The 18,822-nt window shown below is 59.5% G+C and carries 19 protein-coding genes and 1 pseudogene; 9 read left to right on the top strand and 11 right to left on the bottom strand.

Going from position 1 to position 18,822, the window contains the following annotated elements; translation table 11 throughout:
* The first annotated feature begins 17 nt into the window (after positions 1–17).
* On the top strand, positions 18–455 hold the full coding sequence (locus AC1DNW_RS12010) for a metallopeptidase family protein (RefSeq protein ID WP_113300799.1): 438 nt from the start codon (positions 18–20) through the stop codon (positions 453–455).
* Position 456: 1 nt separating this feature from the next.
* Here AC1DNW_RS12010 and AC1DNW_RS12005 read toward each other — a convergent pair whose 3' ends face one another.
* Both AC1DNW_RS12005 and AC1DNW_RS12000 read right to left on the bottom strand, forming a co-directional pair.
* Positions 457–663 (bottom strand): DUF1737 domain-containing protein, encoded by a 207-nt coding sequence (locus AC1DNW_RS12005; RefSeq protein WP_113310220.1) that lies wholly within the window; start codon positions 661–663, stop codon positions 457–459.
* The gene (locus tag AC1DNW_RS12000; protein ID WP_113310221.1) at positions 663–1,568 is read right to left on the bottom strand and encodes an HpcH/HpaI aldolase/citrate lyase family protein; all 906 of its coding nucleotides are present in this window, start codon (positions 1,566–1,568) and stop codon (positions 663–665) included. The genes AC1DNW_RS12005 and AC1DNW_RS12000 overlap by 1 nt, the downstream gene beginning before the upstream one ends.
* A 113-nt stretch (positions 1,569–1,681) precedes the next feature.
* On the opposite strand from AC1DNW_RS12000, the gene AC1DNW_RS11995 reads away from it, so the two are divergent.
* From AC1DNW_RS11995 to leuD, 3 genes are all read left to right on the top strand, one after another.
* Positions 1,682–1,912, top strand: a complete 231-nt coding sequence (locus AC1DNW_RS11995; RefSeq protein WP_113310222.1) for a hypothetical protein — start codon at positions 1,682–1,684, stop codon at positions 1,910–1,912.
* A 108-nt stretch (positions 1,913–2,020) separates the two neighbouring features.
* Positions 2,021–2,440: a VOC family protein gene (locus AC1DNW_RS11990; RefSeq protein WP_113300803.1), complete on the top strand. Its 420-nt coding sequence runs from the start codon at positions 2,021–2,023 to the stop codon at positions 2,438–2,440.
* Between the two features lie 132 nt (positions 2,441–2,572).
* On the top strand, positions 2,573–3,181 hold the full coding sequence (gene leuD / locus AC1DNW_RS11985; protein ID WP_113300804.1) for a 3-isopropylmalate dehydratase small subunit: 609 nt from the start codon (positions 2,573–2,575) through the stop codon (positions 3,179–3,181).
* 62 nt (positions 3,182–3,243) lie between these two features.
* Here the strand turns inward: leuD and AC1DNW_RS11980 are convergent, their stop codons facing one another.
* A complete protein-coding gene (locus AC1DNW_RS11980; RefSeq protein ID WP_113310224.1) occupies positions 3,244–4,176 on the bottom strand; it encodes a pyridoxal-phosphate dependent enzyme in 933 nt (310 codons plus the stop codon).
* Positions 4,177–4,357: 181 nt separating this feature from the next.
* Here AC1DNW_RS11980 and leuB point away from each other — a divergent pair, with 181 nt between their 5' ends.
* Together leuB and lpxE are read left to right on the top strand one after the other, a co-directional pair.
* Positions 4,358–5,470: a 3-isopropylmalate dehydrogenase gene (gene leuB, locus AC1DNW_RS11975; RefSeq protein ID WP_113310225.1), complete on the top strand. Its 1,113-nt coding sequence runs from the start codon at positions 4,358–4,360 to the stop codon at positions 5,468–5,470.
* 260 nt (positions 5,471–5,730) lie between these two features.
* Entirely contained in the window at positions 5,731–6,465 is a 735-nt protein-coding gene (lpxE, locus tag AC1DNW_RS11970; protein WP_477852788.1) for a lipid A 1-phosphatase LpxE, read from the top strand.
* 88 nt (positions 6,466–6,553) lie between these two features.
* Here the strand turns inward: lpxE and AC1DNW_RS11965 are convergent, their stop codons facing one another.
* From AC1DNW_RS11965 to AC1DNW_RS11945, 5 genes are all read right to left on the bottom strand, one after another.
* Positions 6,554–8,440 (bottom strand): MFS transporter, encoded by a 1,887-nt coding sequence (locus AC1DNW_RS11965; RefSeq protein WP_477852786.1) that lies wholly within the window; start codon positions 8,438–8,440, stop codon positions 6,554–6,556.
* A 208-nt stretch (positions 8,441–8,648) separates the two neighbouring features.
* Positions 8,649–9,941: an ABC transporter permease gene (locus AC1DNW_RS11960; RefSeq protein ID WP_477852784.1), complete on the bottom strand. Its 1,293-nt coding sequence runs from the start codon at positions 9,939–9,941 to the stop codon at positions 8,649–8,651.
* Positions 9,938–10,627 (bottom strand): ABC transporter ATP-binding protein, encoded by a 690-nt coding sequence (locus AC1DNW_RS11955; RefSeq protein ID WP_477852783.1) that lies wholly within the window; start codon positions 10,625–10,627, stop codon positions 9,938–9,940. The genes AC1DNW_RS11960 and AC1DNW_RS11955 overlap by 4 nt, the downstream gene beginning before the upstream one ends.
* Before the next feature lie 6 nt (positions 10,628–10,633).
* Complete coding sequence (locus AC1DNW_RS11950) at positions 10,634–11,095, bottom strand: hypothetical protein (protein ID WP_477852781.1); 462 nt, start codon at positions 11,093–11,095, stop codon at positions 10,634–10,636.
* Between the two features lie 100 nt (positions 11,096–11,195).
* Complete coding sequence (locus AC1DNW_RS11945) at positions 11,196–12,950, bottom strand: alkaline phosphatase (RefSeq protein ID WP_113310252.1); 1,755 nt, start codon at positions 12,948–12,950, stop codon at positions 11,196–11,198.
* Between the two features lie 69 nt (positions 12,951–13,019).
* Here AC1DNW_RS11945 and AC1DNW_RS11940 point away from each other — a divergent pair.
* The 3 genes and pseudogenes from AC1DNW_RS11940 to AC1DNW_RS11930 all read left to right on the top strand — a co-directional run bounded on the left by AC1DNW_RS11940 (position 13,020) and on the right by AC1DNW_RS11930 (position 15,385).
* Positions 13,020–13,249: pseudogene (locus AC1DNW_RS11940) on the top strand (hypothetical protein).
* A gap of 111 nt (positions 13,250–13,360) precedes the next feature.
* Positions 13,361–14,395: an aspartate-semialdehyde dehydrogenase gene (locus tag AC1DNW_RS11935; protein WP_113300811.1), complete on the top strand. Its 1,035-nt coding sequence runs from the start codon at positions 13,361–13,363 to the stop codon at positions 14,393–14,395.
* Positions 14,396–14,563: 168 nt separating this feature from the next.
* On the top strand, positions 14,564–15,385 hold the full coding sequence (locus tag AC1DNW_RS11930) for a lytic murein transglycosylase (protein WP_113310229.1): 822 nt from the start codon (positions 14,564–14,566) through the stop codon (positions 15,383–15,385).
* Positions 15,386–15,438: 53 nt separating this feature from the next.
* Here AC1DNW_RS11930 and AC1DNW_RS11925 read toward each other — a convergent pair whose 3' ends face one another.
* From AC1DNW_RS11925 to pdxY, 3 genes are all read right to left on the bottom strand, one after another.
* On the bottom strand, positions 15,439–17,064 hold the full coding sequence (locus AC1DNW_RS11925; protein WP_113310253.1) for a GGDEF domain-containing protein: 1,626 nt from the start codon (positions 17,062–17,064) through the stop codon (positions 15,439–15,441).
* Between the two features lie 91 nt (positions 17,065–17,155).
* The gene (locus tag AC1DNW_RS11920; protein ID WP_477852779.1) at positions 17,156–17,797 is read right to left on the bottom strand and encodes a carbonic anhydrase; all 642 of its coding nucleotides are present in this window, start codon (positions 17,795–17,797) and stop codon (positions 17,156–17,158) included.
* Between the two features lie 60 nt (positions 17,798–17,857).
* Positions 17,858–18,733, bottom strand: a complete 876-nt coding sequence (gene pdxY, locus AC1DNW_RS11915; protein WP_113300814.1) for a pyridoxal kinase PdxY — start codon at positions 18,731–18,733, stop codon at positions 17,858–17,860.
* Positions 18,734–18,822 lie beyond the last annotated feature (89 nt).

The raw sequence follows: 18,822 nt of genomic DNA, 5'->3' as shown, positions 1-18,822 counted from the left end.
CAAAGGAAGGAATATTAATGGCCCGCATAGACCAGAGCGATGATTGGGGGGACCGCCATGCGCCGACGATCAGCACCTTCGAGTCGCTGGCAATGGAGGCCTACAGCCATCTGCCGGACGAATTTCGCAAGCTGACGACCAATCTGACCATCGAAATCGAAGACTTTCCCGATGACGAAGTCTTCGAGGATATGGCGCTGGAAACACCTTTCGACCTGCTCGGTCTTTTCGAGGGCCGCGGCATTTCGGAGCGTTTCACCCTGGAAACCGGCGAGATGCCGAACCGCATTCGTCTCTATCGCCGTCCGATCCTCGACTACTGGGCAGAAAACGACGAGACGCTGGGTGACATCATCACCCATGTGCTGATCCATGAGATCGGCCACCACTTCGGCCTCAGCGACGATGACATGGAACGCATCGAGGCAAGCGCCGAAGAGGCTGCTGAACGCTGACCTATTGCTCGGACAGCTTCATGTCCGGGTCATAGTCCTTGCCCTCGACCTCCTTGACGACAGCCTGGCCGCACTGCATCTGGCCGGTCGCAGCGTTGAAGGCATAGGTGGGCGAGCCGGACATTAACCAGCCCTTGTTCAGCGCCGCCGTCACCTTGTGGCAGAAGGAAGCGTCGTCGGGACCGGTCAGGAAGCGGTAGAGTTTCATCAGGCGGGCTTTCTTGCAGAAATCAGGTGCGCTTTATGAACCAGAGCCTCGGCCTGGACAAGATGCAGCCGCTCGATCATCCGCCCGTCCGCATTGATGACGTTCAGCCCCTCGGCAGCCGGATCGGCGAAGGCGGCGATGATAGCCTCAGCCTCCGCGATTTCTTCCGCGCTCGGCCCGAAATGCCGGTTGGCGGCTGTAATCTGCGCCGGATGGATCAGCATCTTGCCCGCAAAGCCCATGGCGCGGCCCTGCCCGCACTCGGCATCGAAACCTTCGCCATCCCGGAAATCGTTGAACACGCTGTCCAGCGCATCGAGCCCGTAGGCCTTGACCGCCAGAATGACCTGCATCAGCCAGGGTACAAGATAGGTCCGCCCCGGCAGCGGCAAAACACCCGTTTCCTTGCGCAGGTCGTTGAGGCCGACGACGAGGCAATCGAGCCGCGATCCCGGCGTGCGGCCGGATTCGGTGATGGCTGCGACATTCAGCACGCCGCGCGGCGTTTCGATCATCGCCCAGATGCGCAGCTCCTCCGGCACATCCGCATCGGCAAGAGGATCGCTGATATCAGTGACATCCTGCGGCTCGTCCACCTTCGGCAGCAGAACGGCATCTGGCAACAGCGCCTTGACCAGTTCCAGATCCGCCAGCCCGAAGCCGGATGACAAAGAGTTGATACGGATGATCCTTTCCTTGCCCTCGAGTGGCGGTCCCGCAAAAAACGTCTTCAGATTGTCGCGTGCTTCCGCCTTTTTTTCAGGCGCGACGGAATCCTCAAGATCGAAAATTACCGCATCGCAATCAAGGGAATGGGTCTTTCTAAGCGCCCGCACATTGATGGCGGGTACGCTCAGCACAGAGCGGCGCAGACGCAAGGAACGGAGAGGTGGTGTTCGGCTCATGGGCCATTAGTGCCAAGCTTCACAAAGCCCGGCAAGACAACAAAAAGCCATGCTTGACTTGCAGAGAGGAAAAAGAAGGACCACATTCCTTTCCTTAGAAAGGTTTCAAACCAATGCAGAACATTCGCTCCATCTTCTTCATGCTTGCCGGCGCCACCGTTTTTGTGGCTATGCTGCTCCTCACCTTCTCGGTCACGCTCGCCGTTGGCGGCATCCTGACCGTGCTTATGGTCGGCCGCGCCCTTTCGATGAAGATGAAGCCCGCTCCCGTCCGCGCCCGCGCCGATGGAAAGCGCGAGATGCGCGTCTGGAACGACGGCCGCGGCACGATCATCGATCTCTGATCACTTTTCGCTGAAAATTCTGACCGGCATTGTCGGCTCACGCTCCCCCGTAACGTCTTTGAAGCAGCCAGGCATTGACCGGCGTTTGAAAACAAATGGAGGATGAGCATGGATGCGACGGAAAACAGCCCGACCAAGATGCCGCCGGTCAAGAATGGCCTGCTGCCCTATCTGACGGTCGACGGCGCGCTAAAGGCTGCAGAATTCTATAAGAAGGCTTTCGGTGCAGAGGAAGCCTATCTCGTACCATCAGACGAAAGCGGCCGGACGATGCATGTGCATCTCTACATCAACGGCAGCTCGCTCATGCTGTCGGATGCCTATCCCGAATACGGCCATCCCTTCAAAGGCCATGAGGGCTTCGCCATTCAGCTGATTATCGACGATATCGATAGCTGGTGGGATCGCGCCGTCGCTGCCGGCGCCGAAGTCGTCATGCCGGTCGAGCTGATGTTCTGGGGCGATCGCTACGGCCAGCTTCGCGATCCGTTTGGCGTCCTCTGGGGTCTGAATGCACCGTCGAAGTAAGAAGACACACAATTGGCCGGCTGCGCGAAACGTCGCGTGGCCTCCGTCAGCGAAAGATTCTTCTTCATTTCGGCTGAAAACTGGACTAGATGCAAAAATAGAAAGTACGTTTGCTGAAATGGAGCATGGGTCATGGATAAATTCGTGAAGCTCACGGGCGTTGCAGCCCCTCTGCCGGTCGTCAACATCGACACCGACATGATCATTCCGAAGGACTATCTGAAGACCATCAAGCGCACCGGCCTCGGCAAGGGCCTTTTCGCCGAAGCCCGTTATAATGAAGACGGCTCCGAAAACCCCGATTTCGTACTGAACAAGCCGGCCTACCGCGATGCCAAGATCCTGGTTGCCGGTGACAACTTCGGCTGCGGCTCTTCGCGTGAGCACGCTCCGTGGGCGCTGCTCGATTTCGGTATCCGCTGTGTGATCTCCACCAGCTTCGCCGACATTTTCTACAACAACTGCTTCAAGAACGGCATTTTGCCGATCCAGGTCAGCCACGAAGACCTCGACAAGCTGATGGATGACGCCGAGCGCGGTTCCAACGCTGTTCTTACGGTTGACCTCGAAAACCTCGAAATCACCGGCCCRGATGGCGGCTCGATCAAGTTCGGTCTCGATGAATTCAGGCGTCACTGCCTGCTGAACGGTCTCGACGATATCGGCCTGACGATGGAAAAGAGCAAGGCGATCGACGACTTCGAAAAGAAGAATGCTGCCTCGCATCCGTGGGCCGCCTGAGCAAAATCAAAATTGCTTTCGATCAAGCCGGGCTCTCGCCCGGCTTTTTCTTTGTCCGGCGATCAGAGAAACTTCTCTTTCCAAACCCTGAGCTTTTCGAGCGACACGCCGATGCCGCCGCAGACTTCGATGAGCGGATTGTCGAAGCGTGAGAGCAGGCCGGCATGCACATCGGCGACGGCAAGCGCTGCACCGCAGGCCGGCTCGACCAGGATGCGCTGCGCATCGGCAAATTTCAGGCAGGCAGCCACGGCATCGGCATCGCTGACGAGAACGCTTTCGATCGGGTGATGCTTCGGCAGGTCGAAGACATGGGGCGCCACCTGCCGCGCCCCGAGCGACGTGGCAATCGAGGTGATGGCCGGTAGCGAAATACGCTCATTGGCCTTGAGGCTGGCATTGAAAGACGCCGCCCCTTCCGTCTCGACGGCGATAACAGGCACATCGGTAAGCCCGTTCCGCTTCAACCCCTCGACAATGCCGGCAAGCAGCCCGCCTCCGCCGACACTCGTGACCACGCAATCGAATTTTGCGCCCTTCGCGACGACCTCATCGATCAACGTGGCATGGCCATCCCACAAAAGCGGATGGTCGAAAGGATGCACATAGGTTGCCTTGCGGCTCTCGGCGAGTTCGATCGCATGCGCATTTGCCTCATCAAAGACGGACCCGTGAACCAGCACACTGGCACCCGTTGCAGCGATCGTCTTGCGCACATCAGACGCCGTCGTCTCCGGCACCACGATCGTGACCGGTACACCGAGCGCCCGCCCGGCATAAGCTGCCGCAATGCCGGCATTGCCACCGGAGGCGCAGAAGATCTCACGCGCGCCGCTTTCCACCTCGTGCTGGCATAGCCGGCCGACGCCGCGCAGCTTGAAGCTGCCGGAAGGCTGCAGTGCGTCAAGCTTCAACCAAAGCGGCTTGCCGCTGGCGCTGTAATCGGGCGCTGTCTGGATGAGGGGCGTGTCGAGATGAAGGGGTGCAAAAGACATGGAAGAATATCCGGGGAAAGAAAGGACGAGCTGTCGTTCTAGCCTGTTTGAAGGTGCGGGAGCAACCACATCAGACATCACATGACGCGGAGGCAAGCGTACCGATTCACCCCTTCTCTCGCTTGAAATGCCGATTTCCGAGGTCTAAGAAGCCGCAGCTTGTTTTTCTGCGGAGGGTTTCATGACAGTGCGCAATCTTTTCCTGCTGCCGGGCGACGGCATCGGCCCTGAAGCCATGGGTGAGGTCCGCAAGATCATCGCCTATATGAACGAGGCGATGAATGCCGGCTTCGTCACCGATGAAGGCCTCGTCGGCGGCAGCGCCTACGATGCGCATGGTGCGGCAATCTCCGAAGACGACATGAAAAAGGCACTTGCCGCTGATGCTGTACTTTTCGGCGCCGTCGGCGGCCCGAAGTGGGATAGCGTTCCCTATGAAGTGCGCCCGGAAGCCGGCCTGCTGCGCCTGCGCAAGGATCTGGAACTTTTCGCAAACCTGCGCCCGGCGATCTGCTATCCTGCACTCGCCTCCGCTTCCTCATTGAAGCCGGAACTGGTCGAAGGCCTCGACGTCCTCATCATCCGCGAGTTGACGGGCGGTGTTTACTTCGGTGAGCCGAAGGAAATCATCGATCTCGGCAATGGCCAGAAGCGCGGCATCGATACGCAGGTCTACGATACCTACGAGATCGAGCGCATCGCCGGTGTCGCCTTTGAAATGGCCCGCACCCGCAACAACCGCGTCTGCTCCATGGAAAAGCGCAATGTCATGAAATCAGGCGTGCTCTGGAACCAGGTCGTGACTGAAACGCATAAGGCGAAATATTCCGACGTACAGCTGGAGCATATGCTGGCGGATGCTGGCGGCATGCAGCTCGTGCGCCAGCCGAAGCAGTTCGACGTCATCGTCACCGACAACCTCTTCGGCGACATGCTCTCCGACGTTGCCGCCATGCTGACCGGCTCACTCGGCATGCTGCCCTCGGCCTCGCTCGGAGCACCTGACGGTAAGACCGGCAAGCGCAAGGCGCTCTATGAGCCGGTTCACGGCTCGGCRCCCGAYATCGCCGGCAAGGGCATCGCCAATCCGATCGCCATGATTGCCTCCTTCGCCATGTGCCTTCGCTACTCCTTCAATTTGGTCAAGGAAGCAGACAACCTGGAAAAGGCGATCGCCAACGTGCTCGACAAGGGCATCCGCACTGGCGACATCATGGCACCGGGCAGCCGCCAGGTCGGCACCGTCGAGATGGGCGACGCCATCCTTGACGAGTTCAAGACCCTTTCTGCCTGATATTTCACGTGAAACGCTTTTCAGCCCTTCGCACCTCGTGCGGAGGGCTTTTATATTGAAGCCAGCAGGTCTGGCATTTGGCGCATGGGTCGCATGTGCCACCGCTATCAACTCACCGCCTCGTCTCGTCCTCTCCTTCAGGAGTACGGATTAGGCATAACCAAAATTGATTAGAATTATCTGAGGAAGCCCGTTCTCTGTCGTAATCCTGTGCATTTTTACCGCCTATCTCATACCCAAGGGTTATACGGATAGTGGGAATGCGGGAACTTCTAGTCTCCTTGGACAGGCGCTGGCGCAGAAATGGGTGCGTCATGCCACCATTGCGGTGGCGCGCATGCCTTTTCATTACGTTGAACGCCGTTATCCTTTCCATGCTGATATTCGATGCGCCGATCGGGGCTGGCCATCTGCCTGAGCCTATTCAGCGTTTCGGGGAGATATTGACCGATTTCGGCGATTCCGCCTGGCTGATCCTCACCAGCGTCCTGCTCTTCTTCCAAGGCAGAGCTGGCTACAAGCTTTTAAACAGCGCAAAGGCAAGAGCCCAGGCACTCTATGTGAGCTGGATCGGCGCCTTCCTGTTTACGACCGTCGTCTTTTCCGGCCTGCTCGCCAACCTGCTGAAACGYACGATCGGCCGCGCGCGCCCCGAACATTTTCAGGACCTCGGGGTGCTTTCCTTCACGCCTTTCTCCGGCCATGCAGCACTGGAGAGCTTTCCGTCAGGACATTCGACCACCGTGGGTGCCTTCTTCGCTGCCTTCGCTCTGCTCTTCCCGCGCTACCGGGTTCCCTTCATCGCCGGTGCCATCTGGCTCGGCATGACGCGCGTCATGGTCGGCGCGCACTATCMGAGCGATGTCATTGCCGGCCTCGCCTTCGGCGCCTGGTTCTCGCTGCTGACGGCAATCGTCTATGCCCGCTACGGCCTGCTTTTCAGACTTGCGCCAGATGGCTGGCCTATGTCCAAGCGGTACTTCCCGGACGCATGAGAAAAAATGGCGCATAAGAAAAACAGCGCATGAAAAACCCGGCGCCTTTCGAGCGCCGGGTCTTTGATTTCAGGATATTCGCCGCGCCTTAGTCCAGCGCATGAATATCCCGATTCTTGGTTTCCGGCAGGAACAACACGCCGATGACCAGCGTGATCGATGCGAAGACGATCGGATACCAGAGGCCGTAATAGATGTTGCCGGCGGCCGCGCTCATCGCAAAGGCCGTCGCAGGCAGCAAGCCGCCGAACCAGCCGTTGCCGATATGATAGGGCAGCGACATGCCTGTATAGCGGATGCGGGTCGGAAAGAGCTCGACCAGCAGCGCTGCGATCGGGCCGTAAACCATCGTCACGTAGAACACGAGCACGAACAGGATGGCGATCGTGCCAGCCCAATTGACACGAGCAGGATCGGCAACCATMGCGAACGAGCCGCCGCCAGGGATCGTGTAGACGGCCATGTCGGTGACGCTTTTCGCTTCATCCGCCGTCAGCAGCTTGCCGGCAACGAGTTTGTCGCCCGGCAGCGTTTCCTTCTGGCCGGCGCGTATCGCATCGGCATTGAGGGTGAGTTCCGGATTGGCCGCGATGAAAGCATCGAGCTTGGCATCGGCAACCTTGGCAGCACCGCGCTTCAGCGGATAGCCGGCATCATGAAGGGCGAGATTGATGCCCTTTTCGAAGGCAGCATTGGTCTTGGCGGCATCGGCACCGGCTGCGACGGCGTCGTAACCGGTGATCGTGTCGTCACCGACCTTCACAGTCGCCGGCTGGCCGGCAGGACCCGGCACCACGTCATAAGGCACCGAGTTCTTGGTCAGGAACGCCGTTGCGATATCGCAGGAGTTGGTGAACTTGGAGGTACCGGTCGGGTTGAACTGGAACTTGCAATCCGCCGGGTCCGCCGTCACGGTTGCCCGGATCGTCGCCTGCGCCTCATAGAGAGCTGGATTTGCCGTATAAGTCATCGCCTTGAACAGCGGGAAGTAGGTGACCGCTGCGATGAGCAGCCCCGCCATGATGATCGGCTTGCGACCGATCCTGTCCGACAGTCCGCCAAAGATGACGAAGAATGGCGTGGCGAGGAAGAGAGCAATCGCGACCATGATGTTGGCCGACTGCAGATCGACCTTCAGCACGTTCTGCAGGAAGAACAGGGCGTAGAACTGACCACCGTACCAGATGACCGCCTGGCCCATGGTAGCGCCGAAAAGCGCKATCAGCGCGATCTTGGCATTCTTCCACTGGCCGAATGCTTCCGTCAGCGGCGCCTTCGATCCCTTGCCTTCCGCCTTCATGCGCTGGAAGGCGGGCGACTCGTTCATCTTCAACCGGATCCAGACGGAGATACCGAGCAGGACGACCGAGACGAGGAACGGAATGCGCCAGCCCCAGGCAGCAAAGGCGGTCGTGCCCATGATTGACTGGACCGTGACGATGACGATTAGCGACAGGAACAGGCCGAGCGTTGCCGTCGTCTGGATCCAGGACGTGAAATAGCCGCGGCGGCCGTTGGGGGCATGTTCGGCAACGTAAGTGGCCGCACCGCCATATTCGCCGCCGAGCGCCAGGCCCTGTAGCAGGCGCAGACCGATCAGAATGATCGGAGCGGCAATGCCGATGGAGGCAGCACCMGGCAGGATGCCGACCAGGAAGGTCGAGAAGCCCATGATGAGAATGGTCACCAGGAAGGTGTATTTGCGGCCGACGAGATCGCCGAGACGGCCGAAAACCAGCGCGCCGAATGGCCGTACCAGGAAGCCGGCAGCGAAAGCGAGCAGCGTGAAGATATTACGCGTCGCTTCCGGATATTGGGTGAAATAGGTCGCGCCGATAWAGGTGGCAAGCGAACCGTAAAGATAGAAGTCGTACCATTCGAAAACCGTGCCGAGCGACGAGGCGAAGATGACCTTCTTCTCCTCGCCCGTCATCGGACCGGCTTTCGCACCATCGACGCTTGCGACATTTGCCATTGTCTGTCCTCCCAGAGTGATGAGCACGGTCGCGGCCTGCTCTCCTCAAAGCATACCCCTGGCCACGACACGCCTGACGAGAGTTTGACAGAAAAGAAGTGCCAGAAAGAGGGATGCTTTGGGATTATGACTTTAGTCTAATTTTTGTGCATGATTGCCGCAGGCATGGCTCTTGCCGTGGCTGAGCACGCCCGGCACGCCGCAATCGTCACCCCCGCAAAGCCTGGGCCGGGGACTGTCGGTAAGCGAGCACCGCCGGCAAGGCGGCGAGGACAGCAGCGAAGGCGAGAAGGATCATCGCGAGCGTCCCGTCTTGGCGCGCAAAGCCGACGGGCAGGTTGACGCCGCTGCTCTGCGAGAAGAAGCCGGAAAGAATGAGCGCCGCGCCATAGCCAAGTGTAAAGCCGAGCCCAATTCCAACAGCGACGAGGACAAAGAATTCCACCCAGACAATGCCGAAGATCGAGCCTCGGGGAGCGCCGAAGGCGCGTAGCGCGCCAATCTGCCGCCGGCGCTGGCCGATATGGATGACGGTCACGAGGATCAGCGAGGCGGCAACAAGCACCTGCGCACCGGAGGCGACGGCAACGAGAATCTGCTTGGCATCGCCGAGCGTCGCATAAAGATTGGTCAACACCTCGCCGGGAAAGACGGCAATCGTCGTGCCGTTGCGATAGTCCTGCCGCAGCTTGTAGGCATCGGCAATCGTCTTCGGCTTGACGAGGATGGCCGGAAGACCGGGCGTTTCCGCGGTCCAGCTCTCGTTCAGGCCGGCATGGGGATCAGGCTCCGCATGATGGTCGGCATCTTCATGGGCGACTTCTGCAGCGCCGGCTTCACCAGCCTCCCCATGATGACCCGCCTCCGCCGCGTGGTCATGGTCATGCTCTTCGCCCGCTTCCAGTCCATGGATATGCCAGACGGCCTGGATTGGAACGAGGATAGCGCGGTCCCAGGCCGTGCCTGTCGGCTGCAGGCGCCCGGTCACGTGATAGGCGAGCTCCGTATGGGTATGGCCGCCGGTTTCGATCGTGCCGTGCATCGGCTTGATCTCGCCGCCGATCGCAAGGTCGACGTTCGATCCGATGACAGCCTCGCCCTCGCCGGCGAAAACCTGGCCTTCGGAAAAGCCGCCGGAAATCGTGTCCGCCAACGCCCTCGTCGTGCCGACGATTGGATAACCCGAAAAGGAATCGCCGAAGCCGACGGGGGCAGCCCATTCGACGCGCGGATCGGCGGCAAGCCTGGCCAGAACGTCCCCGGACATCAGCGGCAACGCGGACGGTTGCAGGAAGACGGATGAGAGCACGAGCTGGGTTTCGCTGCCGCCTGCGCCGATAACGAGATCGAACTTGTCGGCCGCCCGCGCACTGYCGAKGCGCAGGGCTCGTTCCTGCAGGATAACGGAAACGCCGAGCGCCGTCGCAAGCGCCACCAGCAGCACGACAACAAGGGAACCAGCCCACAAGCGGCGCAGATCGGCGAGGATGAAGCGGRTCACGCAGCCACTCCCTTGATGTCGGAATCGTCAATGATACGGCCGGAGCGGAACGTCAGGCGGCGATCGAGACGACTGGCAAGGCGGGGATCATGCGACACGACGATCAGAGTACTGCCTTCGGCCACCGCAAGATCGAGCAGCAGATCGCCGACGGAATCGCCGCTTTCCGCATCGAGGCTGGCGGTTGGCTCGTCGGCAACGATGACCCCGGGCTTGCGCAGGAGCGCCCGGGCAATCGCCACGCGCTGCATTTCGCCGCGCGACATGGTCTCGATTTTCTGCCCTGCGCGCTCAAGGCCGACGATGCCAAGGAGATCGTGAGCGCGCTCGATCGCCGCTGACGTCGCGGCACGCGCAAGACGCGCAGRCAACAACACGTTTTCGACAGCCGATAGGCCGGGGAAAAGGTGAAACTCCTGCATGACCAATCCGATATTGGCAGCCCTGAAGCGGTCGCGGCGACTTTCGGAGAGCCCGGCAATGTTCTCGCCGTTCCAGCGGATGCGGCMTTCGCGGACCCGCTCCAGTCCGGTGACGACATTGACGAAGGTACTTTTGCCGGAGCCCGAGGCGCCGGTAACTACGACACGGCTACCCGCAGCAATCGACAGATTATCAATGGCGAGCGCCGGCGCCGAAAGGCCGGGAAACACCATGGCCAGATGTTCGATCTCAAGAGCCAGCATCGATGCTCAGACGCTGGAATATTCGGCCTGGCGAATACGCAGCAGGCTGACAAAGCCGGTCTCAGGATCCTGCCAGGACCCATATTCCAGTGTACCACKCACCTCGATCGTCTGGCTTGGCTGCACGAAAGTCTGCTTCTCGCCTAGATAAACGACGACGATATTGTCTGGCCAGTCCGCATCCGACGAACAGAACGGGCAGAGCGACATCGGCACTTCGGTCAGCACGAAGAATTGCGCCTCGGCCTTCAGTGGCGGGGCCATGAAGCCCTTCATGCTGATGTCTTTACCGGCAAGCGTTTTCACCTTGTCAGAGAATTCGAGCCCGAGCACGCCGAACTTACCGTAGAGCTCGTCGAAAGTGAGCGAAGGATCGGCAGCGCGAGCAAGGAAGGCGGTGAAGGGGAGCGCGACGGCAGCACCGATCAGCTGGCGTCTGCTGAGTTGCAGCGAAGAGAATTTTTCCACGGCGATCTCCAGGAGCCAAATCCCGGCCGCCAAGCGGCCGGGATCATGATCGATGAAAGAGGCAAGGCCGGCAAGCGGCCATGCCGGATCGGCTTGGGGATCAATTCGTCTGCTTGACGCCGAGAGCGAAGGTGTCTGCCAGCACACGGTAGACATCGCTCTGTTCCAAGTAGCCATGGAAGCCTTCTGCACCCGGGCCGGCCGACTGCAAAACGACGTCGTCAACTGCATGAACGCCGCTGTCGCCGCTTTTCGGGATATTGCCCTGAACGAAGACGGCGCCGGGAACATCCTTGTACTGTTCGTTGGCGACGTATTCCTTCTTTTCGTTCTGGATAGCCGGAACGAACGGGCCTTCGAGTTTCGGACGGAAGGTCTCGTAGTGGTCAGGTCCGTTGTTGGCGCTCAGGAACAGGCGACGGCTGACGTCGATCTTATCGGGATAACCGTCGCCATTTTCGTCCTTGTAGTTCGGGAAGCCGGCTTCGGCATAGGTCCCGACCTTTTCGCGCATTTCCGTGCCTGGCTTTTCATCATCGACGGTGCCGATGATGGAAACGCCGTGCGTATGGTCACCGGTGACGACGATCAGCGTGTCCGGGTGGGCCTTCTGGAATTCGCGGGCAACACCGATGGCCTTGTCGAATTCGATGGTTTCGACGACGGCACGATCCCAATCGAGCGGATGGGACATCTTGTCGATCGAGGAACCTTCGACCATCAGGAAGAAGCCTTCCGGATTCTTGGACAGGCGGTCGAGCGCGACCTTGGTCATGTCGACGAGGCCCGGCTGGTTCGGGAACTTTTCGACCGTGCCCTTTTTCAGGAATTCGCGATCGAGCGTCACATCCATGTTGCCGGTGTGGAACAGACCGAGCAGATTGCCTTCAGCAGATGCATTGGCTGCAAGCTCGTTCTTGTCGGTCGCAAGCTTGTAGCCGGCATCCTGGAACAGCTTGATGTAATCCTGATTGTCCTTGCGCTTGGAGCCGGCAACCTCTTTGCCGAGGAAATAGGCCGAGCCGCCGCCAAGGAGGACTTCCGGTTTGACGTCGAGCAGCATGCCGACGACATCCGCCTTGTCATTACGGTTGCGGGTATGGGCAACGACGGCAGCCGGCGTCGCGTCTTCGACCTCGGCCGTTACAACGATGCCGATCGACTTCTTGGTCAGGCGGCGGACGGCTTCTGCGAAGGTTTCAACGCGCGGATCATCGAGCGAGGAGGGCGTGCGATCTGCGTAAACGCCGATAGCGTTGACGGCCGTCTTATGGCCCGTCATGTAAGCCGACATGGTGTTGGCCGAGTCCGTATCGACTGCATTCGTCGCCGACGTTCCGATGAACGCCATGCGATCGAGATCGTCCATGTTCAGGCGGCCATTCGCTTTACCTTCCGTCATGCCTTTGGACATGATGCGGGCAGCGGTGCGGTGCGCAACGGAAAGACCGTCGCCGAGCAGGAAGATGATGTTTTTTGCCTTCGGCTGGGCAGCGGTGTCGTAGACGTTCCAGGTAACGGACTTCGTCTCGTCGCCGGCGACGATTTCGACCTTGTAGGCGCCCGGAGCGGAAATCTTCAGGTCGCGCAGCAGGAGCGCGGAACCAAGAGCCTTGTCTTCCTTGCCCTTTTCCAGCTCGACGAACTGTGCCTCGCCGCCGAGGACAGTCTTGTAGTCCTGGCCGTTGACCGTAATTTTCACGTCTTCCGGCTTGACCTGCTTGCTGAGCTCGACCTTGAAGTCGAACGGTGAACCGGCGAGAATCGTAGCACGATCAAGCGGATAGATCGAAGTTGCCTGAGCAGCGCCGGCAAGAATCGTGGTAGCCGCGAAAGCGGCGAGAAGCATACGCATGGAAAAACCCCCGTTTTTCGTTGCAGTCATTACAACGGGGCCGGGATACCCTCCGGCAATGACAGAGGCATGACAAAACGCCGCAGGATTGCGATGCCCTCCCCTGCTCCAGCCGCACGCGCAAAAACCTTGACTCCTGTGGAAAACCTTTTATGAGCAACAGCGGAAAAGGAATATCCATGGTTCGCCACGAGCACGCCATCGCTGAGCGCAATGACCTGGCAGAAAATGCCGTGCTGGATTTTGCCGTTCCGGTTTCTTCCAAAACCAAGGCCAAAACGACGACGAAAACCGTCTGACGTCTCTGGCCTGCCGCTCTCTCCCCGGCCCGGCTGGGGACAGGAAGCTGCGATGATGTCGCGCTTTCCCCTCACCGGACAAGAGGAGAGAAGAGAAAGAGAGCTTGAGAAATGGGTTTCAAAGTTGCAGTTGCGGGAGCGACCGGAAATGTCGGGCGGGAAATGCTCAACATTCTCTCCGAGCGCGGTTTCCCTGCCGATGAAGTCGTAGCACTCGCCTCCGCCCGCTCCCAGGGTACGGAGGTTTCCTACGGCGACCGGACGCTGAAGGTCTCCAACCTGGAGAACTACGATTTCTCCGACACCGATATCTGCCTGATGTCGGCTGGCGGCGAAGTTTCCAAGCGCGTTTCTCCGAAGATTGGCCAGCAGGGCTGCGTCGTCATCGACAATTCCTCGGCCTGGCGCTACGACGCCGACGTGCCGCTGATCGTCCCGGAGGTAAATCCGGACGCGATCACGCTCTTCTCCAAGCGCAACATCATCGCCAACCCGAATTGCTCGACCGCCCAGCTCGTCGTCGCGCTGAAGCCGCTGCACGACTTCGCCAAGATCAAGCGTGTGGTTGTTTCTACCTATCAGTCGGTTTCTGGCGCCGGCAAGGATGGCATGGACGAACTCTTCAACCAGACGCGCGCCGTCTTCGTTGCCGATCCGATCGAGAACAAGAAGTTCACCAAGCGCATCGCCTTCAACGTCATCCCTCACATCGACACCTTCATGGAAGACGGCTACACGAAGGAAGAGTGGAAGGTTCTGGCTGAAACGAAGAAGATGCTGGACCCGAAGATCAAGGTGACCTGCACCGCCGTGCGCGTTCCTGTTTTCATCGGCCACTCGGAATCGGTCAACATCGAATTCGAAAACGAGATCACGGCCGACCAGGCCCGCGATATCCTGCGCGATGCGCCGGGTTGCCTAGTTATCGACAAGCACGAGGATGGCGGCTACATCACGCCGTACGAATCCGCTGGCGAGGACGCAACCTTCATCTCGCGCATCCGCGAAGATGCGACCGTCGAAAACGGCCTCAACATCTGGGTAGTCTCCGACAACCTGCGCAAGGGTGCGGCTCTCAACGCCATCCAGATCGCCGAACTGCTCGTCAATCGTGGCCTCATTAAGCCGCGCAAGCAGGCGGCCTGATACCATTTGTAAACCATAATATGCTAAAGCCCTGCTCGACGGGTGGGGCTTTTTCGGGCATATGCGGCCGTATAAGCGTTCGCTAAAAGGTGATCGTGACAAAATCGCGGGTGGCTGACATTCTTTTGCTCGGCTTCAAGCTATGCAGATCGAGAGCGGGGTTTCTCAATGCGCATGACAAAGTTGTTTCTGGTGGCCGCCGTGGCTATGGGCGTCCTCCATGCTGTACCGGCGTTTGCGCAGGGCGCGCAATGCGGCAATACCAGTGCCGGTTTCGATGCCTGGGTCGCCGACTTCAAGCAGACGGCTGCGGCCAATGGCGTCAGCCAGTCGGTCCTGAGCCGTGCCTTCGCCAATGTCAGCTATAACAAGCCGACGATCGCCGCCGACCGGGGCCAGAAGAGCTTCAAGCTGTCCTTCGACGCTTTCATGAAGAAGCGTGGCGGTGCCGCGGTCATCTCCCGCGGCCGTTCGATGAAAGCCGCCAACCAGGCTCTCTTCGCTTCGATCGAGCGCCGCTTCGGTGTTCCGGCCGGTCCGCTGATCGCCATCTGGGGCATGGAGACCGGCTTCGGCAGCTATATGGGCAACCAGCATACGATGTCCGCCGTCTCCACCCTCGCCTATGACTGCCGCCGCTCGGAATATTTCACTGACCAGCTCTATGCCGCTCTGCAGCTCGTTTCGGAAGGCTATCTCAGCCCGCAAGCTCGAGGCGCTGCCCACGGCGAAATCGGCCAGACGCAATTCCTGCCGCGCAACGTCGTAAGCTTCGGCGCCGACGGTGACGGTGACGGCCGCGTGGATATGGTCGGCTCCCGCGCTGATGCGCTTGCCTCGACCGCCAATTTCCTCAGGGGCCATGGCTGGCGTGCCGGCGCCGGTTATCAGCCGGGCGAGCCGAATTTCGTCGCCATCCAGGGCTGGAATGCCGCGACGGTCTATCAGCAGGCAATCGCCTATATCGGCGAGCAGATCGACGGTAACTGAAGAGACGTCCAATAGGAAAATGATACGAGCGCCGCATGTGAATGCGGCGTTTTTCATATGCGGAAATCGTGGGTTCCGCCGGCAGCCTTGCGCCGCTCTTCCTGCGGTGCCGCGGCAGGAACAATAGGCCCTGCAACAACGCAATTGCGTCCCGAGGCCTTGGCCGCATAGAGCGCCAGGTCGGCGCGCTTCACCAGATCATCGAAATTGCGATTGCTCGCGGCATTTGCGCGCCCCGCGCAGCCGAAGCTCGCCGTAACCCGCAGAAGCTCGCCGCTCGGCAGCGCGATGTCAGCAACCTCGATGGCCAGTCGGACACGTTCCGCAACGATGACCGCATCTTCGGGTGTCGAATCCGGCAACAGCGCCATGAACTCCTCGCCGCCGTGACGCACCAGGAGATCGAAAGAACGGAAGCTCTCCCGTGCAATGCCGGCTACGTGCTTCAGCACGATATCGCCGGCGTCATGGCCATGGATGTCGTTGATCTTCTTGAAGTGATCGAGATCGAACAAGACGACGGAAATCCAGCGTGATCCATACTCGGCCTGCATCAGAAGCCCTGAAGCCGCAGCCTCGAAGCCACGGCGATTGTAGAGGCCCGTCAGGAGATCGGTCTGGGCGGCATTGCGCAACTCGTTCACGAGCAGTTCACGCTCTTCGGTGACACGGGCGACGAGACGGATGCCCCGAACCGCGAGCACCGCAATAAGGGCAACGAGCAGCACCAGTCCGGATGACAGCGCGAGCACGATCGTCATGTGAATGTGCGAGCGCATCGACAACTGCTGCCCCGTCACATGAATATCATCGGTGACGGAGGCGATTTTCTGTCGCAGGAAATCCAGCCGTTCGTTCTGGATACCAATCCATTTGTCTCGGATCGCTTTGTTCGGCCGTAGCGCACCGGAAACCATGGCCTTTGTGAAAGTATCGGCCCAGACCTCGTCGGGTTGAGCCCTATAAGCAAGAATCTCCCGTACGACAGGCGAGGAAGAATGAAAACGCAAGCGATCCATGCCGTTGCCGAGCATCATTTCGCCTTGAACGAGTTGCTCGTGCGACATGGCGGAAAAGTCGGTTCGGTCGAAATAACGCTGGCCCAGGTTGCCGATCAGCCGCTCGCCGTAATAGGTCAGCAGGATACTCATCAACTCGCTGGATTTGCGCATCAATACCGGATCATGGATTCTCGACGAAAGCGACTCGACGAGACCAAGTTGCTTCAATCCGGCCTGACCATAGATATGAACGGGGTTGCCACCTTTGCGGTAATAACCTCGATCGACCGCCGAACGCGTTGCAACGATACGGCTATAAGCAAGGCGGAGATCGGAAAGCTGTGACTGCAGACCGAGATCGAGCGTTTCAACGGGCGGGAGGCTGGCGTTGAAACGCGCGCGTTCGCTGTCGAGCGAGCTGCGTCTTTCCATCATGGCCGCCCTGGTCATCTCATTGGGATTGTTGACGTAGATTCGCGTCGCCACGAGCTCTGCCAGGATCTCGTTGGCGGCAATCGATCCTCCACGGGCAAGAACATCGGCAAAGAGATGGTCAGTTTCGAGCGCKCGGTACTGCATGAGCGAGGAGCGGATTAGCACCACCCCCTCGGCAATCATGAAGACAAACGGCAGCAGGATAGCGACCAGCACTGCCCTACTCGTATTTTTGAATTTCACCACTTCGAAATTCATGACCAATCCGCGCGCGTATACACCCCGCCAGCGAGCTTATTGGAATATCTTAAAAAACTGATAAAGCGGTCTATCCCTAGATTTCGGGAYGGACAAAATCGAGTGTCTCAGAATCCATCACCCAGAGCTCACCTGTCGAGATATCGAACCAGGCACCGTGAAGCGCCAGTTTGCCCTCTTCCTCGAGAACCTTGATTTCGGGGAAACTCCTGAGATTGTTGATCGAGTTACGGATCGAAACCCGCTCCAGCGCAGTCTGCCGTTCGCCCTGCGTCATCACGTCATTGCTGCCGATCTGTTCGGCGGCGGGACGAACGAGCKACATCCAACGGCCGATGAAATCGCCCTGCGACAAAGGCTCGGCGTCCGGATCGAGTGCGGCGCGGATGCCGCCACAGCGGCCGTGGCCCATGACGACGATATTCTGGACCTTCAGAGCCTGAACCGCAAATTCGAGCGCCGCCGACGTCGAATGGAAGTGACCATCCGGCTCATAGGGTGGCACCAAGTTGGCGACATTGCGGATCACGAAGAGTTCACCTGGTCCAGCATCAAAGATCAGTTCGGGAGCCGCGCGAGAGTCCGAACAGGCAATCATGAGCGTTGTCGGGTTCTGCCCATTTTCCGCAAGCTGCCGATACCGATMGCGGGCATCGGCATAGCGCCCGTTCATGAAGTTGCGATAACCGTCCAGAAGGGAGTTGGGAAAGCTCATCATACCCTTGGATTACAGCGCGGCGAACCCAAGATCAACTGCTGCACTGCAAAAGCGTGAAGCCTATTTCTTCCGTCGCTGGGCCGGGTGGACAAGGTGACGCATCTGCACCATCGCCATAGGTGTCGAAAGGCTGGAGGCATCGCTTGCCAGCATCAATTCGTTGCTACCGCGCTTGACGGCGCGTGCCAGCACTTCGAACACACTTGCCGTCGCAAGCTGCAGCGCCTTTTCATCCTCCATGCCCGATAGCAGGCGGGACAGGAAAAGGGCAGCGAGCAGGTCGCCGAGCCCGTTCGGCGGGTTCTCGACGACACGATGTTCGGCAAGCAAGGCATGCTTTCCGGAGAGATAGAGATTGCCGGTACCGCCCGCCATCATCGGCACCGCGGATGTAACCAGCATGCGTGAGGGACCGAGCGCAAGTGCGGCTTCCATGACCGCGCTGTTGTCATCGAGCGCGGCGCCCGAAAGCCAGGCAAGTTCGTAGCGGTTCGGCGTTGCGAGCGAGGCGATCGGTATCAGGTGGTCACGGATCGCCTCGGCTGTCGCTTCCGGCACGTAGAGGCCGCCGAGATCACCCATGACTGGATCGCAGACATAGAGCAGTTCCGGGTTATTTTCGCGCAGGGATGCAACGAGTTTCGCGACGGAGCGGGCCTGGGCAGCGTTGCCAAAATAACCCGACAAGACAGCCTTGACCTCGCCGATCCACGGCGCACGGATGAGATCGTCGATCGCCGCATCGAAATCGGCCTCTGCGAAGGTGAGGCGTGTCGAACGGCCGTGACCGGGATGCCAAGGCAACACGATCGTCGGCAGCGCCCAGACCTGGTGGCCGAGCGTTTCCAGCGCGAAGACCGCGGCGCGGTTTCCAACCGACCCCCGCACGACATGGCTGGAGATGACGATGACTGCGCCTGATGCGTTTTCCGACATGGCATCCGATTCCGAATTTCGACCGCCGTTGATGATCTTTTTGACGAGGCGCTGTCAACCATTCTTCATGCGAGCGTGGAAATGTGCAG

It is taken from the genome of Rhizobium sp. 05L429 (assembly GCF_056397645.1).
The sequence above is the reverse complement of the archived record's forward strand: the minus strand, read 5'-3'. Positions and strand labels throughout refer to the sequence as shown.